The following is an 18,861-nucleotide window of genomic DNA, read 5'->3' on the forward strand; positions in this document are numbered from 1 at the left end:
CCTTCATTAACAGTTGCCACAAGTCTATTGAATCTATCATGTTTAATATCATCAGGAATTTGATTTTCCATCTTATCCGCTGGTGTATGATTTCTTCTTGAGTATATGAATGTAAATGCAGCATCATATTTAACTTCTTTTACTAAATTAAGTGTTTCTTGAAAATCTTCTTCAGTTTCTCCAGGAAATCCAACTATTATATCTGTTGAGAATGTTACATCTGGAATTTCTTTTCTTATTTTTTTAGCTAATTCTAAATACTGTTCTTTATTATAATGTCTATTCATTTTTTGTAATATTTCATTACTACCACTTTGTACAGGTAAATGTATTTGCTCACAAAGTTTATCACAATCTCTTATGGCATAAACTACATCTAAAGTTAAATCTTTAGGGTGAGATGTCATAAATCTTAATCTCTCAAGTCCATCTATTTCATTAATTCTTCTTAAAAGCTGTGCAAAAGTAATTTCTTCTTCAAGACCTTTACCATAAGAGTTTACATTTTGTCCAAGTAGAGTAATTTCTTTATATCCATTAGACACTAATTCTTTTATTTCCTTTTCTATATCTTCTGGCTTTCTACTTCTTTCTCTTCCCCTAACATAAGGAACTACACAATATGTACAAAAATTATTACATCCATACATTATAGTAACAAAAGCTTTTACGTCACTTTTTCTGTCTATTGGAACACCTTCTACAATTTCAGTTTCTTTATCAAAAATCTCTTTAACTTGAACTCCTTCAACTTGAACTCTATGCAAATATTCTGGGAACTTGTATGCATTATGAGTTCCAAATATGATATCAACATAAGGGAATCTACTTAAAATTTCATCTGCCATCCCCTTTTGTTGCATCATACAACCACATAAAGCTATTATTAAATTAGGATTTTTCTCTTTTTGATTTTTTAGTCTGCCAAGATTTCCAAAAACTTTATTTTCTGCATTTTCTCTTACACAACAAGTATTGAAAATTACAATTGAAGCTTCATCTCTATTTTCTGTTTCTTCATATCCTTGAGATTTAAGCATTCCTGAAAGTTTCTCAGAATCTTCTTCATTCATTTGGCACCCCCAAGTTTCAATAAAGAAGAATTCTTTTTTATCTATTTTATTTTCTTTTAAAGCGTCTATATCAAAATTCATTAGTATTCCTCCAAGTTTAAAAAATTATACCTCTGTATTATAACAAATAATTATATTAATTAAAAGACCATGATCTAATATATGATTCTTTAATCAAATACTTAATTAATTACCACTTAATCCTTCCATAGTATAAAAATTTCCACAATACATTGTTTCTATATTTATATCTGTATTTGAAATTGGAATAAAAGTATTTTTTTCTAGTCCTTCTTCAGTAATAATATAAACTTTCAATGTTATATTATCTACGTAGCAGTCATATCTAGTCATTTTCTTATGTTCATATTTAACTGTATTAAGAAAATCTAATTGACTTTTAAAATCACTTTTTCTTCCATAAACTATTTTCTCATGGTTTTTCCAAATTAATTTGTTATCCACTAAAATCATCCCCCATAAATTTAAAAATTGTTTGCATTTTTTATTTATAACCTATTGCTCCATGTTGTTATTTTTCCGTATTCTTCGAACCCCATTTTTTTATACAAATTAAAAGCTTTATAATTATTCACATCAACATTTATTGTAACCTGTGAAATATGTTTTTTGTAGCATAAATATATTAAATATTTTATAAGCATTTCGCCATACCCTTTATTTCTATATTCATCTAGTATACCAACATTAACTATTGTATAAAGGTCTTTTTTTGAAATAACTTGTCCATAGCCTATCGTTACATTTCCAATCATTATAAAAACGCATAAATCATTTATATAATAATCCTCCTCTTCTTCTAGCTTTATATCGTAAGGAACTAAGGGAATTCTATCATTATCTTTAAACACAGAATTCTGAATAAAACATCTTAAACCTTCATCTTCTCTTTTAGTGAAAATTTTAAAGTTTATATTTTTCTTAAAATCAAATTTACAATTGGATGTCCTTATTTTCATTAAAGATGTAGCTCTTATTGGACTGAATTTTAATTTAGTCATTATATCATAAGTTATGTTGCTATCTGCTACGTCAAAATTTAAAGTTTTATTTTTAAACATATTAATTAATTCTTTTGAAATAAGATTAATATAAGCTTCACTTGCATATAAAGATAAAATTTTTATAACTTCTGTTATTGGATATTGAATCCATAAATAACCTATATATTTGTTGTCATATTTAAATAACCTAATTTCTCTTCTTTTCATATACTTAGCAATAAATGATTGCTCATTATATAATTCAAAAAAATCTTTATTATTAATATACTTATCATTAGCTTCTTCTTGTAGTATTTTAAAGTATTTTAGATTTTTTAATGATAACTTTTCTATTATAAACATAAAACTCCTCACTTCTAATAAATAAAGTATAGTATTAAAAAAATACTTAGTCAATTAAGTACCGTTAGTTAACAGAAGTTAATTTTTTTAAGTTAATTTTTTCAAAGTAAAAAGAACCCCTATATAAATTATATTGAGGTTCTTTTTATTTATACATATTTTGTTAAATATCTTTTATGCTTAAGCTTACTCTTTTATTTTCTTCATCAACTTCTAATATCTTTGCCTTGACTTCTTCGCCAACACTAAGTACTTCTGATGGATGTGATATTCTATTAAATGAAATTTTCGAAATATGAACTAATCCATCAACTCCAGGTTCTAATTCTACAAAAGCACCAAAATCATTTATTCTTACAACTTTACCTAAAACTATTGAACCTTCTGGATACTTTTCTTTTACATTTTCCCATGGTTTTGGAAGTAACTCTTTTCTACTTAAAGATAATTTCTTATTTTCTTTATCTATAGCTATAATCTTAACTTCAAGCATTTCACCTTTTTTCAATATATCTTCTATATTTTTAACATGATTCCATGAAATTTGAGATAAATGTAATAACCCATCTATTCCATTAACATCTAAAAATGCACCAAAATTAGTAAATCTCTTAACTTCAGCTTTAATTACATCCCCAACATTTAAACTTTCCCAAATTTTCTCTTCTTCTGTTTCCTTAAGAACTTCTAATAAAACTCTTCTAGATGCAATAACTTTTTTATGTTCTTCAGCAGAATAATCAATTAATTTAACTTCTAATACTTGATTAATATATTTAGATTTATCTTTAGTAAATCTAACATCTATTTGAGAAGCTGGAATAAATATTCTTATTCCTTTATAATAAGCAACTAGTCCATTTTCTGAAGCCTCTTTAATTTTAACTTCAAAAGTTTTGCTTTCATTAAATAATATATCAAGTTCTTTATAGGCCTCTTCTTTTTCATATTCAAGTCTTGATAAAACAACATATCCATCAGAATTTTGTAATTTTATAACTTTAGATTTTATACTATCACCTATATTAAGACTTTCTACCATACTCTCAATATCTTCATTTGAAGTTAATTCATTGAAAGGAATAACCCCATCTATTTTATATCCTACAAGTGAAACTATAATAGTGTCTCTTGTTTTTAAAAGTATTTCTCCTTCTACCTCATCACCAATCACAAACTTTCTATCAAGTTGATTCATTAATGATAATTGATCATCGTTTTTAATATTTTCTGTATTACTCATAATTCCAATTACCTCCTTAATAATCCAATCTGGTGTAGACGCACCAGCTGTAATTCCTACTTTATTTATATTATTATTTATAAAATCTTTAGGTAACTCATTAACATTTTCTATGTGTATAGTATTATCACAATTTTGTTTAGCAATTTGATATAGCTTAGTTGTATTAGAGCTATTTTTCCCACCGATTACGACCATAGTTTCTACTTCTTTTGATAATTTATTAGTACTTCTTTGTCTCACATCTGTAGCTGCACATATGGTGTTAAAAGCTAAAACTTCTTTAGCCTGTGCAGAAATATTTTTGATTAAAGTTTCCCAATTAGCTGCTTTTTCTGTTGTTTGTGATACTACACATACCTTAGCAGGTACATCCCCTTCAATTTTACCATTTTTAGAAATTATAGCTTTATTATTGCACCAACCATTAATTCCTATTACTTCTGGATGGTTAGCGTCACCAAGTATTACTATATTATATCCTAATTTATAATATTTATTTACCTTTTTTTGTATCTTAGTTACAAACGGACAAGTAGCATCCTTAACGTTTAACTTATTTTCTTGCAAAAGTTTTAGTATTTCTTCTGATACTCCATGAGATCTTATAACAATAACATCATCTTTATTTAAAGTATCTATATTTTCTAAGTTTATAGAATAGATATTATTCTTTTCTAAAAATTTTACAACATCATTATTATGTATCAATGGACCTAAAGTATATATTCTTCTGCCCTCTTGTTTTTGTATTTTTATAGCTTCATCAACTGCTCTTTTTACTCCAAAACAAAAACCAGCATTTTGTGCTAAAATTACTTCTCTCATTAGTGTATTCTCCTAAAGCTTTAAATATTTTAAATTGACTTTCTGATATAAGAATTAATTTTTTCTGTGACCTCAGATATATTTAAACCAGTAGTGTCTATTTCAATAGCATCATCAGCTTTTCTTAATGGGTCTATTTCTCTATGAGTATCTTTGTAATCTCTATCTATAATATCCTTTAAGATATTATCATATGAACATTCAATATTTCTATTCTTAAGTTCTTTAAATCTTCTATTTGCTCTTTCTTCAGGTGTAGCAGTTAAGAAAAATTTAAAATTAGCATCTTTAAGTACAACTGTGCCAATATCCCTTCCGTCCATTATAACATCAAATTTACTTGACATGTATCTTTGAAGTTTAACCAATTTACTTCTTACTTCAGATATAGATGCATAAGATGATACTATACTACTTATTTCTGGTAGAGTTATTTTATCTTGAATATTTTCATTATTCAAAATTAAATCATCATCTTCAAAATGCATTTCCATAGTATCTATTAATGAACATATCTTTTCTATATTATTTTCAGATATATTATTTTCTTTACATTTTAATGCTACAGCTCTATACATAGCACCAGTATTTATATACATAAGATTAAACTCTTTACCTACTAATTTTGCTATTGTACTTTTTCCAGCACCTGCTGGACCATCTATTGCTACTGCTATTTTCAAAACTTACTCCTCTTTTCTAAAAATCTTAAATTAGTTTAAAAACCTTTAATAAGATTATATAATTTTTTATTACTTCAAACAAGAAGATATTTAGTTCTTATTCAATATGACTTCCAGCAATTACTCCAGTTGCAAATGCAATTTGTACATTATAACCACCAGTAAAAGCATCTACATCCATAACTTCACCACAAAAAGAAAGATTATCTATAATCTTAGATCTCATAGTAGATGGATCAATTTCTTTAACATCTATTCCGCCTTTTGTTACAATTCCTTCAGCAAGTGGTCTTAGCCCATTTAGATCGAATGAAAAATCTTTAAGAAGGTTAACTAAATTTCTTCTTTCTTCTTTGGTGATTTCATTAACTTTCTTTTCTTCAGGTATATTAGACATTTCTATTATCATTGGAATTAGTTTTTGTGGTAATAATTCATTTAATGAATTTTTAAAATCTTTATTTAAGTATTTATTAAAATCTCTTTGTATTCTTTTATCTAATTCACCTAAGTTTAATGATGGTTTAAGATCTATATGTAATTTATAGTTTTTGTTATTCTCTATAAATCTACTTCCACTTAAAATAAGTGGACCTGATACACCAAAATGTGTAAATAACATTTCACCAAAATTTTTATATACAACTTTCTTATCATTTTCTTTTATTGTAACTTCTACATTTTTTAATGATAATCCCATAAGCTCTTTAGTTTTTGCATCTTTTACAACCATAGGTACAAGTGCTGGCTTTAATGGAATTACTTTATGTCCTAATTTTTTAGAAAATTCTTGTCCTTCACCTCTTGAACCAGTAAGAGGATAAGAAGCTCCACCAGTTGCTATAATATAATGATCTGCTTTTAAAATCTCGTCATTATTTATTTCAATACCAGTTATGTTGTTATCCTTATATTTTATATCAGTAACCTTTGAATTTAATTTTATTTTAACATCTGTTCTACTTAATGCATTTGATAAACCCCTAATTATATCAGAAGATTTATCAGATTCAGGAAATACTCTATCTCCACGTTCTACTTTTAATTTAATTCCTTCATTAGAAAAGAAATTCATAGTATCTTCATTAGTAAATGTATATAATGCACTATATAAAAAATGCGGGTTACCAGGTATGTAATCAAAAAATTCAGAAATATCCTTAGCATTTGTAACATTACATCTACCCTTACCAGTAATAAACAGCTTTTTTCCTAGTCTTTCATTACCATCTAATAACGTTACTTTATGTTCTTTTGCAGCTGTTATTGCAGCCATCATTCCTGCTGGGCCTGCTCCAATAACAATAACTTTGCTCATTAAAAAATCAGCTCCTTAATTAAATAATATTTATAAATATCTTATTATAGTATTAATATTGTTAATTTAATTCAAAATTTGTCTAACTTCAATTATACAATATATCATGAATTTAATATATAGCTATAATTAACCACTGTTTTAGTCATGTATATATTCAAATCTATATTTTTGTTTTATATCTGGATATTTTTCTTTATCAACTTTGCTCATAAACATATCATAAGGCCTAATAAAAGTTTTAAAATCTCCATATAGCGCTTTATATACTACGAACTTTTCCCTTGTCTCACTATGAATTGCCATATCAATAACTTCATATTCTTTTCCTTTAAAGTGTCTGTATATTCCAATTTTAAATTCTCTCATTATAATTCTCCTTACAAATATTGAATATAATAGAAATACTTTCTAATATACATATATTTTTTAGTTCTACTTAATGATAATTCCAAGTATTGTAGATAATTCTAAAGCTTGAAGAGGTGATACTATAACATTCTTTAGCTCTTTTCCCGTCAATATAATTGATGATATATCACTATTAGTAAAATCTATTCCTTTTAGAAGGGTATTGGTAAATTCACCGAATATTAAATTAGAACTATTAAAAGCTACTTTGTTAAAATTACATTCTAAGAAAATTCCACTTTCCATATTACATTCATCAAAATTTATTAATTTCATCTTTGAATATGAAAAATTCGAATACTTACATAAACATTCTTTAAAAAGTACATTTTGCATATTAGATCCACCAAAATTACTTCCTGTTAATTTGCAATTTTTAAATTCCACTCTGTGTATGCTTCCATCAGAAAAATCTATATTAGATAGATCACAATTTTCAAATATAACGTCTAGCAAACTTATATTTCTAAAAGAACATTCATTAAATATAACATTTACAAACCTACATCCGTTTATTTCTACTCTTTCTTCATTTGTATAATCTAATTTACAATCCTGAATCAGATTATTTGAAAGATCTTTCTTATTAATTAGTTCATCTTCAATATTTATATCATTCTCTAGGCAGCTTAATAACTTAGGTTCTAATAACTTATTTAAAATAGACATGTTGTTTCCTCATTTTTCTATAAAGTTTTATTTTTATACTTATATTATCATATTTCTAATATAAGTATAAAACTTTGTATATTATTTATTATAATTTTACATAAAAAACAAATAAGGTAAAGTATTTTTTACCCTACCCTATTTGTTTTCGTATTATATAATTATTTAACGTTAAATCTATGTAACTTTTCTTTTAATATATTTACAACTATACATATAAAACTTATTATTATCATAACTGGTAAGGTATTTCCTACTACTATATTTATTTGCATAAACATTCTATAAATAATAAAACCAATTATCCATATAATTAAATTTAACACATTAAGTTTTGAATTTAATTCTCTGTTTTTTAGTATAAAGTAATCTGTTATAACTATTGCTATCATTGGTGCAAATACAGAACCTATTAAATATAAAAAGTTTTCAAACTGCTCTATTGGAGTAAACATAGCAATTAATATTCCAATTATACAAACAATAACAGATATATGCTTTGTGCTGATTTTTTCACTTATGTTTGTACAACTAACACCTGCTGAATAAACATCTAAAAAGGTTGTTGTCACAGTTGACATTAGAACGATTATCATAGCTATAATTCCAAGTCCCGCTTGCATAAGAATTTGTGCAATATCTGAAGTTCCTGCATATAAGCTTCCACCTAGACCTATTATATACATCCACACACTACCAAAAAAATAGCTTAAAACACTTATAGGTGTTATTAATTTACTATCTTTTGTATTTCTAGTGTAATCAGCTATAAGTGGTAACCATGAAAGTGGCATTGCAACTGATAATTCAACTGCCATTCCAAAACTTAAACTATTATCATATAATTCAATACTTGTTCCTTTAAAAATAACTATTCCAAGAATAAGTGTTAAAATAAAAAGTCCACCAACAGCAATAACATTTAGATTGCCAAGATTTTCAAAGCCTATTAATATCCATATAATAATTAATATTCCTATTAAAATACACCATAATGCTTTATTTTCAAATCCAAATAAACTATTAGATACTGCATTTAATACATTTGCTGCACCAATAATCATTATAGCTGTCCATCCAACTAACTGTAAAATATTTAATGAAGAAAAAATATAAGAACCATGTTTCCCAAAAGATATTCTAGATGATTCCATTGAAGATAAACCACTATTAGTTCCTATAAGTCCTGCAAAATATAAAAGTGTACATCCTATAAGATGTCCTAAAAGTATTGCTAAAATACCTTTTTTTAGGCCAAGTGGGGCTATTAAACCACCTGTTAGTATTTCTGCAATGGATACAGAGGCTCCAAACCATAATAAGCCATTGTTTAATAAAGTTTTTTTCTTGTTCATAACAAATTCCTCCTAAAAATAAAATATGGGATATACCAATAAAGATATATCCCATTAAAAACATTTAATGTGTATTCCCTACGTTGGCATTATCCAAATCAGGTTAAGGGTCGAAGTTGCATTTAACTTCCTCTCAGCCTACTTGCGTAAGCTCCCCTAATATTAAGTTTATCTAATAATATTTTGTAATATCTATATCATTATATAACATATAATGAATAATGTCTTCTTTAATAACAAAAACCATATTAATAATTGAACAATATGGTTTTTTCTCATTAATGAGAATTTTTAAAATCATATATTAAATTATCAGTAGCATTATCAATAACAACTGCTATTTGTTCACCCTCTGTTCCTAAACTTTTAAGTTTAAAGATTATATTTTCTTGAGAAGCTTTAAATTTTGATAATGTATCATTTAATATTAATGTAGACTTACTTTCTTCACTTCTGATAAAATCATTCCAAAATACAAGAGGTATACTTAAGCTCTGAAGTAAATTGTATGCTAAATTTATCTCTGCTTTTAAATTATAGTGTTTAGTATATCCTAATAATACCAACATTCCTTTTGCAATTTGTAATATACTACTGTCTAAATCTTTATCACATAAAATAAGTTCAATAATGTCAGTTAAACTATTTATAGCAAAACTTTTATGTGGTTCTGGCAATTCAGATATTAGTGATGTGGAAAAGTTATATATTATTTTTACAAATGAGCATTCATTAGTCTTTTTTCTAAGATGACCATTACCATCCAACATTATATTAGCTTTATGATAATATAATGGATTTTTTTGAAAGGATGTATTTATATATATTTTCTCTTCATTTACAGAATTAAGAAGACAATTTACATAATCATACTTAGCGCTAATAGATAACACTTTATCTTTATTGGCATTTATTTCATTATAATATCTGTTGATAAATTCATTTGAAAAACCTTGTCCATCAAAAGATATGCATCTATTTACTTTATCCGATAAAAGTGCAACATATTTAGCTTTATTACCACCTTTTGAATGACCTGTTACTGTAATGTTTTTATATTTAAGATTATTTATATAATTTAATGCTCTTATTTGTTCGGGTGTATCAGACATATAAGCTCCTTCACCATTATCACTCCACTCTTCTATAGTCTTAGTGCCCCTAAATACAACAAAAACATGATTATCATGCTTATCAACAAAGCAAGCAGCTTTCACTCCAGTATTATCAACTTCTATATTTTCGATCTTTAAGTTATTTAGTTTATCATTTTCTTGTATTTGCTTTAAAACTACTAACCATTCACTCTTCTTTACAACTTCTTTGCATTCACGTCTAGTTAAAATTGCTTTATTTAAGTTATTCTTATATAACATAGATTTAACAAGTTTACCAACAGTATTTTCATTAAATACATTTAATTTAAGATATATTAAATTAGATAATAGTAATAATTCACTATTATTTAAATCAGACATGTTTATCCTCCATAAAAAGTCATTAAAAAATATTATCATAATTTTAATATATTAATTACTAGTATAAATAACACACTTAATTTAAGTAATAATACTAATTTTCTAAATAAAAAAATATTACCGAAAATTAAAATCTCCAGTAATATTTTAATAGTAATCTATTTATAATATAACTACTGCTTTAATAAAGTCTTTTGGCTTGTCCTTCATTAATAAAAGAGCATCTTCTATATGTTCAAAACCATTATATACATGTGTAACTAATTTACTTAAATCAACACGATTATATATTACTAGATCTCTTAACATTTCTGCTCTAAGACGTCCGCCTGGGCAAAGACCTCCTCTTATAGTCTTATGAGCCATTCCACATCCACAATCAACACGTGGTATTGGTAAAGTATCTCCACTTCCATGATAGTTAACATTTGAAACTACTCCACCAGGTTTAAGCATAGATATAGCTTGTCCTAATGTTTCAGGGCCACCGCCTGCCATAATGACACGATCAACACCTTTTCCATTAGTTAAATTCATGATTTGTTTAACTATATCACCATTTTTATAGTTTACAATATCTGTTGCTCCATAAAATTTAGCAGTTTCAACGCAAATTGGTCTACTTCCTACACCAATAATTCTACCTGCTCCACGTAATTTAGAACCTGCTATACTCATTAATCCAACTGCTCCAATTCCTATTACTACAACACTAGAGCCCATTTTTATATCAGCTAATTCTGCACCATGAAAACCAGTAGTCATCATATCTGTTATCATAACAGCACTTTCTAAAGATATTTCTGATGGTAAAAGTGCTAAATTCATATCTGCATCATTCACATGAAAATATTCTGCAAAAACTCCATCTTTAAAGTTTGAAAATTTCCATCCAGCAAGCATACCATTTGAATGTTGTTGAAAACCAGCCTGAACTTCTAAAGATCTCCAGTCTGGAGTTGTACAAGGTACTATAACCCTATCTCCAACTTTGAATTCCTTAACTTCACTTCCAATTTCAACAATTTCGCCCACAGCTTCATGACCTAAAATCATATTATGTCTATTTCCGAGTGCACCTTCAAAAACAGTATGAATATCTGATGTACATGGTGACACAGCTAATGGACGTACAATTGCATCATATGGACCTGCAACTGGCCTTTCCTTTTCAATCCATCCAACTTTATTAATGCCCAACATTGCAAAACCTTTCATAACTAAATCCCTCCTAGTTTAATTTTCACTAAAATGCGGTTTAAAAATACCATTTATAACTGCAAAAATATATTTATAATTCATTTTAGGTTTTATCATAATATATTATCAGCAATGATCATGCCAATTTTAATTTTAAAATTTCCTTAATCATAAGTTTTCTGTAAAAACTTATGTATCATGCCATTATTCTAATAAATATCTTTTAAACTTAAAGTTTATGCTGTATTCTATAAAATTCAAAGTAAAAAAAGTGTTGTAAAATACAACATTTTTTAAATAAATACTGTTGTATTTTGCAACACTGTTGTTTTTTTATACAATATAAAAATATATATTATAATTTGCTTTTCAGTAATTTTAATATATACATTAATTTTATCTAAACTTAATATTATATTTTTTGATTTTTGCATATAATGTGCTTCTATTTATACCTAAAATTTTGCAGGATTTAGTAATATTCCCCTTACAATTATTTAAGCAAACTCTTATTGCTCTTTCTTCTAATTCTTCTAATGAGAACATATCATATTGTAAATCTATATTGCTACAATTAGACTCTTCTTTAACTGGTTTTTTATTTTCAAAACTAAAAGAAGTATTTCCATCCATATTTATAATATTCTCAATACAATTTTCTAATTCTCTAATATTTCCTGGCCAATCATAATTTAATAGATTATTATATAGATTTTTGTCAATTGTTGGAATACATTTTTCTAATTTAATAGATTTTATTTCCAAAAAATGTTCTATAAGAATTTTTATATCACCAACTCGTTCTCTTAATGAGGGAACATATATTGGAATTACACGTAATCTATAATATAAATCTTCTCTAAAAGTTCCTTTTTCTACTTCATTTTTTAAGTTTTTGTTAGTTGCAGCAATAATTCTCACATTTACATTAATACATTTATTTCCACCTATTCTAGTAATACATCCTTCTTGCAAGACCCGTAAAAGATTTATCTGCATATCTAATGGCATTTCTCCTATTTCATCTAAAAATAGTGTTCCTCCATTTGCAAGTTCAAATTTCCCTGCGCATCCTCCTCTTTTAGCTCCAGTAAAAGCTCCTTCTTCATATCCAAATAACTCACTCTCTATTAAGCTTTTAGGTATTGCTCCACAATTTATTGCAACAAAACTACAGTCTCTTCTATTACTATTATTGTGAATAGATTGAGCTATAAGTTCTTTTCCTGTTCCGCTTTCTCCTTGAATGAGTACTGTAGAAGGACTATTAGCTATATTTTTCGCTTGTTCTTTTAACTTTAGGATTTGCTCACTTTTGCCAATTATATCATTAAACGTGTATTGGGCTGTTCTACCTGTATACTTATTAACTAAATTATATACATTTTTCATATCTTTAAATATACATACAATACCACTTATATTTCTTTCTTTATCTTTTATTGGATATACATTCAAATTAAACCTTTTCTTTTTATTCGAATATGTAATTTCTATATTTTCATATGCTCTTCCACTTTTAAGATGATCAAATATTTCTTCCCAATTATCTAAAATAGAATCTACATTCTTATTTATAACATCTTTTTCTTTTATATTTAACATATCACATGCACTGTTGTTTATAGCTTTCACTATACCTTCTATGTCTACAGCAAAAATCCCTAAATTTAACGAATTCATAACTTTATTTAAATATTGATGTGCTTTAAATAACTCTTTTTGAGTCTTTTCAACCTTCAATTGATTTTCAATTGATTTTACAGCTGCCACTACAAGTCCTAAAGTATGAGGGTGGGCTAATTGACGTCGACCAGTTAAATTTAAACAGCCAATTATATCTTTTTTTTCATTATGAATAACGGCAGAAGAGCATGTCCAAATGTGAAAAGCTTTTATAAAATGTTCTTCGCCCAGAATCTGAATTGAGGAATTTTCATAAAGGGCAGTTCCTATACCATTAGTTCCGGCACTTCTTTCACTCATATCTGTTCCTTCTACAATTCCAACTTTAATCTGATCTATTATTATATCTTCATCACCTATAATAGTAAGAACAACTCCATTTTTATCTGTAAGATATAATGAAAATCCTGATCCTCTTAAAAAGTCATAAAGTATTTCCATAAATGGTCTAGCTATATTTATTAACTCACAGTTTTTTCTTATCAATATATTAAGTTCTTTATTTTTAAGTATTCTTGAAGGATTATGAATATTGTTTCCCACGCCATATTTAATACACCTTTCATGTGATCTATTTAATATTTCTTGGTATGTATTTTCTTCAAACATTTAATCTTACCTCCACACTATTGATTTATAATATATTATCTATTTTTATAAATTTTAGCTTACATACAATATTGTAACTCAATAATAATATTTCATCCAATAAATAGCATATCCACTTTTTAAAATTAAATTTAATCTTAGTAAAACTTATTTTAACTAGATATATAAATAAAAGTTGTTTTAAGGCAAGAACTCTTCAGATGTGTTAATTAACCCAAATGATTAAGATATATCTAAAAAATCTTATAAGTTGATAAATACTAATTTTCTAAACTGCAAAAAGAGCAAACATTTTACCAATGTTTGCTCTTTCCCAGTAACTGATTTTTAAGTTGTCCGCCAACTGGGTACGCCGTACGTCGTACATTGCTTCAGGGATTTTTACGTTGCCCATCACAACTGCATACCTATTTCTGATATGCTCCTCTGCCGGATTTAAGTGTCAGTTCACTTAAGATAAATTGTTTAACCTTTATCTTGAGTTCATTATACAGCAGCTTGTAATTGATTACAATACTTTTTTTAAAAATTTAAATTAAATTTTTATTATTCTATATTATGTCCTGTATGATAAATACAATTTCTAATTTTTGATGGTGTTGCAGGACTATTGTATATTATTTCAACACTTTCTCTTGCGGCATCAATACACACTTGATTTACACCTTCTATTTTTATTAATGCATTCTTAACTTGCGTTTTCATGTTAGAATTTGATAAACCTTGAATAATATAATGTTCTCTTTCCATACTAATCTCTCCTTACTATAAAAGTACTTATAAAAATAGTATGTACATAAAATATTAATTATATTTACTTGTATATAATTTAATTCTAATTCAATGCTAAATAAATTTATATCTAATCATTTTCATTATATATTTATCTTATTTTACTGTTTTATTCTATAATTCTATAAAATAAAAGGACTAAGTAGTCTTCCTTAATCCTTCATTTTAAGCAAACTTTATTAAACTTTGAGTTGTTTAATAGAATTTTTCTAGGTTTGGGTCATTAAGACAGTTTATCTAAAAAATTTTTTAAAATATTTGCTGTAATTCCCCATATAACATAGTCTTTATATTTATAAAAAAGTGAAATATATTTACCTTCTTTAAATCTATAATCTTTTCCATTAAAAATTAAATCGTATGGGAAATCATCAGATCTAGTCACAGTTAATTTACCCATTGATTTTAATGGATTATATGAAAGTAAATATTGAAGAGGTATATAAAATACATGATCTACTTCACTTTCATTTATAGACAATTTATTAATATTATTTACTATTCCTAGAAAAGTATGAATTATCATTCCATCATGCCTTATAGTAAGATCTAATTCATTTATTATTTTAATGTCTTTAATTCCTAGTTCCTCATAAAATTCTCTAATACCTGCTTCTTTTGGTGTTTCATTATTATCTATTCTGCCACCTGGAAAACATATGTCTCCTGGTTGAGCATTTAATTTTTTTGATCTTAATTCAAATAATATATGTACTTCTCCATCTATTTCTACTAAAGGTATTATTACAGAAGCTCTCTTGTCTTTTTCCCATCCATTTATATAAGGGCTTAATTTTTCAATTCTATTTATTATTTTATTTATATTCATATTTATTCTCCATTTTTAATATTAGTTTTAAGAAAAACAATTATATTTTAATTATATGCAATTAATTCTAATTACATAAATTTAAAACAAAAATAATTTTATGCTAAGATTTATTTTAAACTATAGTATAAAAGTAATATATTTATATCTATTTTATATCTATAATTTTTTCTTATCAATAACAAAATAAAAGCATGGACAAAACTCAATTTATTAAGATCCATGCTTTTGAAATAAGTTGGATAAAATTATATTTAACTTATTACAACTTTAGTTGCTTCGGGAATATTATCCCAGATCCATTTTGCATTTATTTTATTTAGCCTAATACAACCATCAGATAAAGCCTTTCCTAATCTTCCATCTCTAATTGATCCATCTAAATTATATATTATAGAGTGAAATAAATAGTTTCCCTTAAATTGTGTATAATACCAACACTTATACCCCTTATTCACTCCAAAATATAAGCCTTTCACTCCAATTGTAAAAGTTCCGGTAGGAGTAGGTGTTTCTTTTTTACCAATTGTACATAAATAACTATGAACTATTTTCCATTTTCCTTTACTTCCATTAAATATATTTACTTTGAAATTTTTTAAATCTACCCATATAATATATTGAGTTTTACTTGAAAAGTTATTTAGATTAACATAGTTAGTAACAATAGTTTCATAATTTGCTCCTGCACCATCAATAAAATTCTTCCTATTGTATATTAAAAGTTTATTAAAAAAATCCTTCATTACGATTATCCTTAACAATTATTCTTAAAATAGTATATGAATGATTTAAAAAATGTATAAAGCCTAATTAATCTTAATTATTTTTATTTACAGCTTTGTTTTGATAGTTTTATCTGTTTTTTTAAATAATTTTTTGTTATTTTAGAAGTGTATACTTTTAATTTTAAAGCTTTAGATATCTCTATTTTATATTTTTTATTTTTTATATATTCCTTTAATTCTTTTATTGTATGACATTCAGTTTCAAAGCATGTCTTTACAGTACCAAGTTGTACTGGATAATGACTATCACTTCCTGTTACATAGGGTATATTTAAAATTTTTGATAAATTTGCTACTTCATTCTCTACAATCTCAATACCTCTTTTATAAATATCTTTTGTATTTAAATCTAGTGCATCCAATCTCTCTAAATACTTTTTAGGCTGTAAGTATAATTTGTGATTTTCTCTATAAGGATGGCTGCCTATAATTAAGCATTCATATTTTTCACCTAAATCTAGTAGTTTTCCAAAAGGAATAAAATTATTTTTTTTAACATGAGGTTCAAGAGCAGTTCTAATTTTTAATATAGAATCTCTGTTTCCTGATACTATGACATGACCGCCATATCTTATATCTACTTCCATACCAATAAAAACTGAAAACCCATTAACAATATATCTATCTCCATCATATTCATAGTTATTTTCTAAATAAGAGTATGAAGACATTAGATCAACTGCATTAAAATGTTCACATAAAATAAATCCATCCAAGCCATTTTCTTTTGCATATTCTATTCCTAACAAAAATAATTCAGGATCAAAATTAAGTTTTTTACTAAGAATACCATGTACATGGAAATCTATATTCATGATTTATCTCCTTAATTTAGTACTTAAATACAGTTATTTAAATTAATACTATAATACATGAATATGTATTAAATTAATTATTGTCACACCATATTTTATGAAAACATAAAGTGACTATAGAAGGTTTATACCCTCAACTCTAAATCCAATTTCTTTATTAGCTAGCCTATAGCTCTCTCTTATTATTTCTTCCTCACTAGCTTCATTTCCTAATAAACTATCTATTGTAAGTTGAGCTCTATTGCTAAAGTATTTATCCAAAAGATTTTTTTCTATATCTTCTTGTGTTCCTATAGAATGATCATCCAATATATGTTTAACATTAAATCCTTTATCTCTTAAAGCTCTTCCAACAAGTATACTCCTGTGGCATCTTATTGGGTCTTGCATAGCTCCAAGTAATACTATTCTATAACCTTTATTTATTCCATTCTTTAGTCTATCTATACCTTTGAGAAAAGAAGATTCATTAACTACTCTTTCGAAATCTGCATATCCTTCCCCAGTATAAGATATTTTTAAACTTCGATTAGCAGCGAATTCTTCTGCCATATAAATATATATAAATCCTGCTTGTGTTAAAGCTTTTTGTATTGTCTCTTTGTTAAATTGAACATTATACTTAGAGTATGGAATCCCTCTTATATCAACAACAGTATCAATATCATAATGCTTTAGCATATAAATTAATCTTTCTAAAGAGTAGTTAGAATGTCCTATTGTGTATATTTTCATATTATTCCTCCTTTATTTTTGAACAATTTGACTTTTATGATTTTTTAGTTTTTCTCGATAACCATTTTCAACTTATCAACATACTTTTTTCTATAATGCTTTTATTAAATTCATCACTTATTTTTTACTCAATAACTCATATTAATTACTAATATCTCATAACATTTTATACTAAAATATATTAAATATATATAAAAAGTAAAGTTATGTTATATGCGTACGATAATAAGTAAGTAGAATTTGTTAAGCTATTATAAAAGGATCTCTTTATTTTTTATATAACTTAACAGATCATTTAATTACATAGGGGGATTAATAATGAAAAATTTTAAAAAACTTATTACAGTACTTTTATCTACTTTAATGTTAGTGACTATGATAGCAGGATGTGGTAAAAAGACTGAAACACCAGAAAAATTTGCTGAAGCATTTCACCACTTAACAATTTATGGAGATACAAGTGCTCTAACATCTCTAGGCCTTAATGATGAGGAAGCAAACACATTAAACACACAACTTGAACAAACATTTAAGGATGCAATTAAAAATAATCTAAATTCTGCTGGCTTATCATTTACAGATGATAACATAAATAATATTTTTGAAGCTCAATTAAATGCTCAAAAAAGAACAACTTGTACTATAGAACCAGTATCAAGTGATGCTGAAACTGCAGTTGTAAAAATAAAAACAACTCATGTTGATATAGTAGGTCTTGATGAAAAAGCTGCTAATGATGCAATGACTGAAGTACAAAATATGAATATTACAGATAGAAAAACAGCATTAAATAAATTATCTGAACTTTATATTTCAAAGTTAATAGAAAACTGTACTGGTGCAGAACCATCATCAGACACTGTAGAAAATACATTTGCGTTTAAAAAAGTAACTGATGATAAAAATAGAAAAGTATGGGTTCCTGATAACCCTGTTACATTTGGAAATAAATTAGCAACTATGGTAACTCGATAATATAAAA

At 26.1% G+C, this 18,861-nt stretch carries 18 protein-coding genes and 1 riboswitch; of the genes, 1 reads left to right on the forward strand and 17 read right to left on the reverse strand.

Translation table 11 applies throughout. The features are described 5' to 3' along the window. The 17 genes from miaB to RGC78_RS09890 all read right to left on the reverse strand — a co-directional run. The coding region (gene miaB, locus RGC78_RS09810; protein WP_309556549.1) for a tRNA (N6-isopentenyl adenosine(37)-C2)-methylthiotransferase MiaB at nucleotides 1-1,154 on the reverse strand (1,154 nt) is incomplete at its 3' end. Nucleotides 1,155-1,259: 105 nt separating this feature from the next. Further along, on the reverse strand, nucleotides 1,260-1,547 hold the full coding sequence (locus RGC78_RS09815) for a hypothetical protein (RefSeq protein ID WP_252212268.1): 288 nt from the start codon (nucleotides 1,545-1,547) through the stop codon (nucleotides 1,260-1,262). A gap of 35 nt (nucleotides 1,548-1,582) precedes the next feature. Further along, on the reverse strand, nucleotides 1,583-2,440 hold the full coding sequence (locus RGC78_RS09820) for a GNAT family N-acetyltransferase (protein ID WP_252212269.1): 858 nt from the start codon (nucleotides 2,438-2,440) through the stop codon (nucleotides 1,583-1,585). 163 nt (nucleotides 2,441-2,603) lie between these two features. Further along, the gene (locus RGC78_RS09825) at nucleotides 2,604-4,511 is read right to left on the reverse strand and encodes a bifunctional 4-hydroxy-3-methylbut-2-enyl diphosphate reductase/30S ribosomal protein S1 (protein ID WP_252212270.1); all 1,908 of its coding nucleotides are present in this window, start codon (nucleotides 4,509-4,511) and stop codon (nucleotides 2,604-2,606) included. Nucleotides 4,512-4,540: 29 nt separating this feature from the next. Next, nucleotides 4,541-5,194 carry a (d)CMP kinase gene (gene cmk, locus RGC78_RS09830; RefSeq protein ID WP_252212271.1) on the reverse strand — a complete coding sequence of 218 codons (654 nt, stop codon included), beginning with the start codon at nucleotides 5,192-5,194 and terminating at the stop codon, nucleotides 4,541-4,543. A gap of 97 nt (nucleotides 5,195-5,291) precedes the next feature. Next, a complete protein-coding gene (locus RGC78_RS09835; RefSeq protein ID WP_252224359.1) occupies nucleotides 5,292-6,512 on the reverse strand; it encodes a BaiN/RdsA family NAD(P)/FAD-dependent oxidoreductase in 1,221 nt (406 codons plus the stop codon). A 141-nt stretch (nucleotides 6,513-6,653) separates the two neighbouring features. Continuing rightward, a complete protein-coding gene (locus tag RGC78_RS09840) occupies nucleotides 6,654-6,881 on the reverse strand; it encodes a DUF1653 domain-containing protein (RefSeq protein WP_252212273.1) in 228 nt (75 codons plus the stop codon). Between the two features lie 66 nt (nucleotides 6,882-6,947). Beyond that, complete coding sequence (locus tag RGC78_RS09845) at nucleotides 6,948-7,592, reverse strand: pentapeptide repeat-containing protein (RefSeq protein WP_309556550.1); 645 nt, start codon at nucleotides 7,590-7,592, stop codon at nucleotides 6,948-6,950. Nucleotides 7,593-7,753: 161 nt separating this feature from the next. Continuing rightward, nucleotides 7,754-8,947, reverse strand: a complete 1,194-nt coding sequence (gene cytX, locus RGC78_RS09850) for a putative hydroxymethylpyrimidine transporter CytX (protein ID WP_252231078.1) — start codon at nucleotides 8,945-8,947, stop codon at nucleotides 7,754-7,756. A 57-nt stretch (nucleotides 8,948-9,004) separates the two neighbouring features. After that, nucleotides 9,005-9,115, reverse strand: a riboswitch (TPP riboswitch). 110 nt (nucleotides 9,116-9,225) lie between these two features. After that, nucleotides 9,226-10,425, reverse strand: coding sequence for an Mbeg1-like protein (locus RGC78_RS09855; protein ID WP_309556551.1), 1,200 nt, complete (start codon nucleotides 10,423-10,425; stop codon nucleotides 9,226-9,228). 162 nt (nucleotides 10,426-10,587) lie between these two features. Beyond that, a complete protein-coding gene (locus RGC78_RS09860; protein ID WP_309556552.1) occupies nucleotides 10,588-11,643 on the reverse strand; it encodes an NAD(P)-dependent alcohol dehydrogenase in 1,056 nt (351 codons plus the stop codon). Between the two features lie 378 nt (nucleotides 11,644-12,021). Continuing rightward, on the reverse strand, nucleotides 12,022-13,920 hold the full coding sequence (locus RGC78_RS09865; protein ID WP_309556553.1) for a sigma-54-dependent Fis family transcriptional regulator: 1,899 nt from the start codon (nucleotides 13,918-13,920) through the stop codon (nucleotides 12,022-12,024). 546 nt (nucleotides 13,921-14,466) lie between these two features. Continuing rightward, nucleotides 14,467-14,670, reverse strand: coding sequence for a heavy-metal-associated domain-containing protein (locus RGC78_RS09870; protein ID WP_252212278.1), 204 nt, complete (start codon nucleotides 14,668-14,670; stop codon nucleotides 14,467-14,469). A gap of 265 nt (nucleotides 14,671-14,935) precedes the next feature. Beyond that, complete coding sequence (locus tag RGC78_RS09875) at nucleotides 14,936-15,541, reverse strand: NUDIX hydrolase (RefSeq protein WP_252212279.1); 606 nt, start codon at nucleotides 15,539-15,541, stop codon at nucleotides 14,936-14,938. A gap of 254 nt (nucleotides 15,542-15,795) precedes the next feature. Then, nucleotides 15,796-16,287 (reverse strand): L,D-transpeptidase, encoded by a 492-nt coding sequence (locus RGC78_RS09880; protein WP_252224344.1) that lies wholly within the window; start codon nucleotides 16,285-16,287, stop codon nucleotides 15,796-15,798. A gap of 83 nt (nucleotides 16,288-16,370) precedes the next feature. Then, entirely contained in the window at nucleotides 16,371-17,144 is a 774-nt protein-coding gene (locus RGC78_RS09885) for a PHP-associated domain-containing protein (RefSeq protein ID WP_309556554.1), read from the reverse strand. Nucleotides 17,145-17,258: 114 nt separating this feature from the next. Continuing rightward, on the reverse strand, nucleotides 17,259-17,879 hold the full coding sequence (locus tag RGC78_RS09890; protein WP_252212282.1) for a DUF488 domain-containing protein: 621 nt from the start codon (nucleotides 17,877-17,879) through the stop codon (nucleotides 17,259-17,261). Nucleotides 17,880-18,197: 318 nt separating this feature from the next. Here RGC78_RS09890 and RGC78_RS09895 point away from each other — a divergent pair, with 318 nt between their 5' ends. Continuing rightward, a complete protein-coding gene (locus tag RGC78_RS09895; RefSeq protein WP_252212283.1) occupies nucleotides 18,198-18,854 on the forward strand; it encodes a DUF5105 domain-containing protein in 657 nt (218 codons plus the stop codon). Nucleotides 18,855-18,861 lie beyond the last annotated feature (7 nt).

Origin of the sequence: Clostridium aquiflavi, assembly GCF_031344075.1 — a bacterium.
GTDB classification, from domain to species: Bacteria; Bacillota; Clostridia; order Clostridiales; family Clostridiaceae; genus Clostridium; species Clostridium aquiflavi.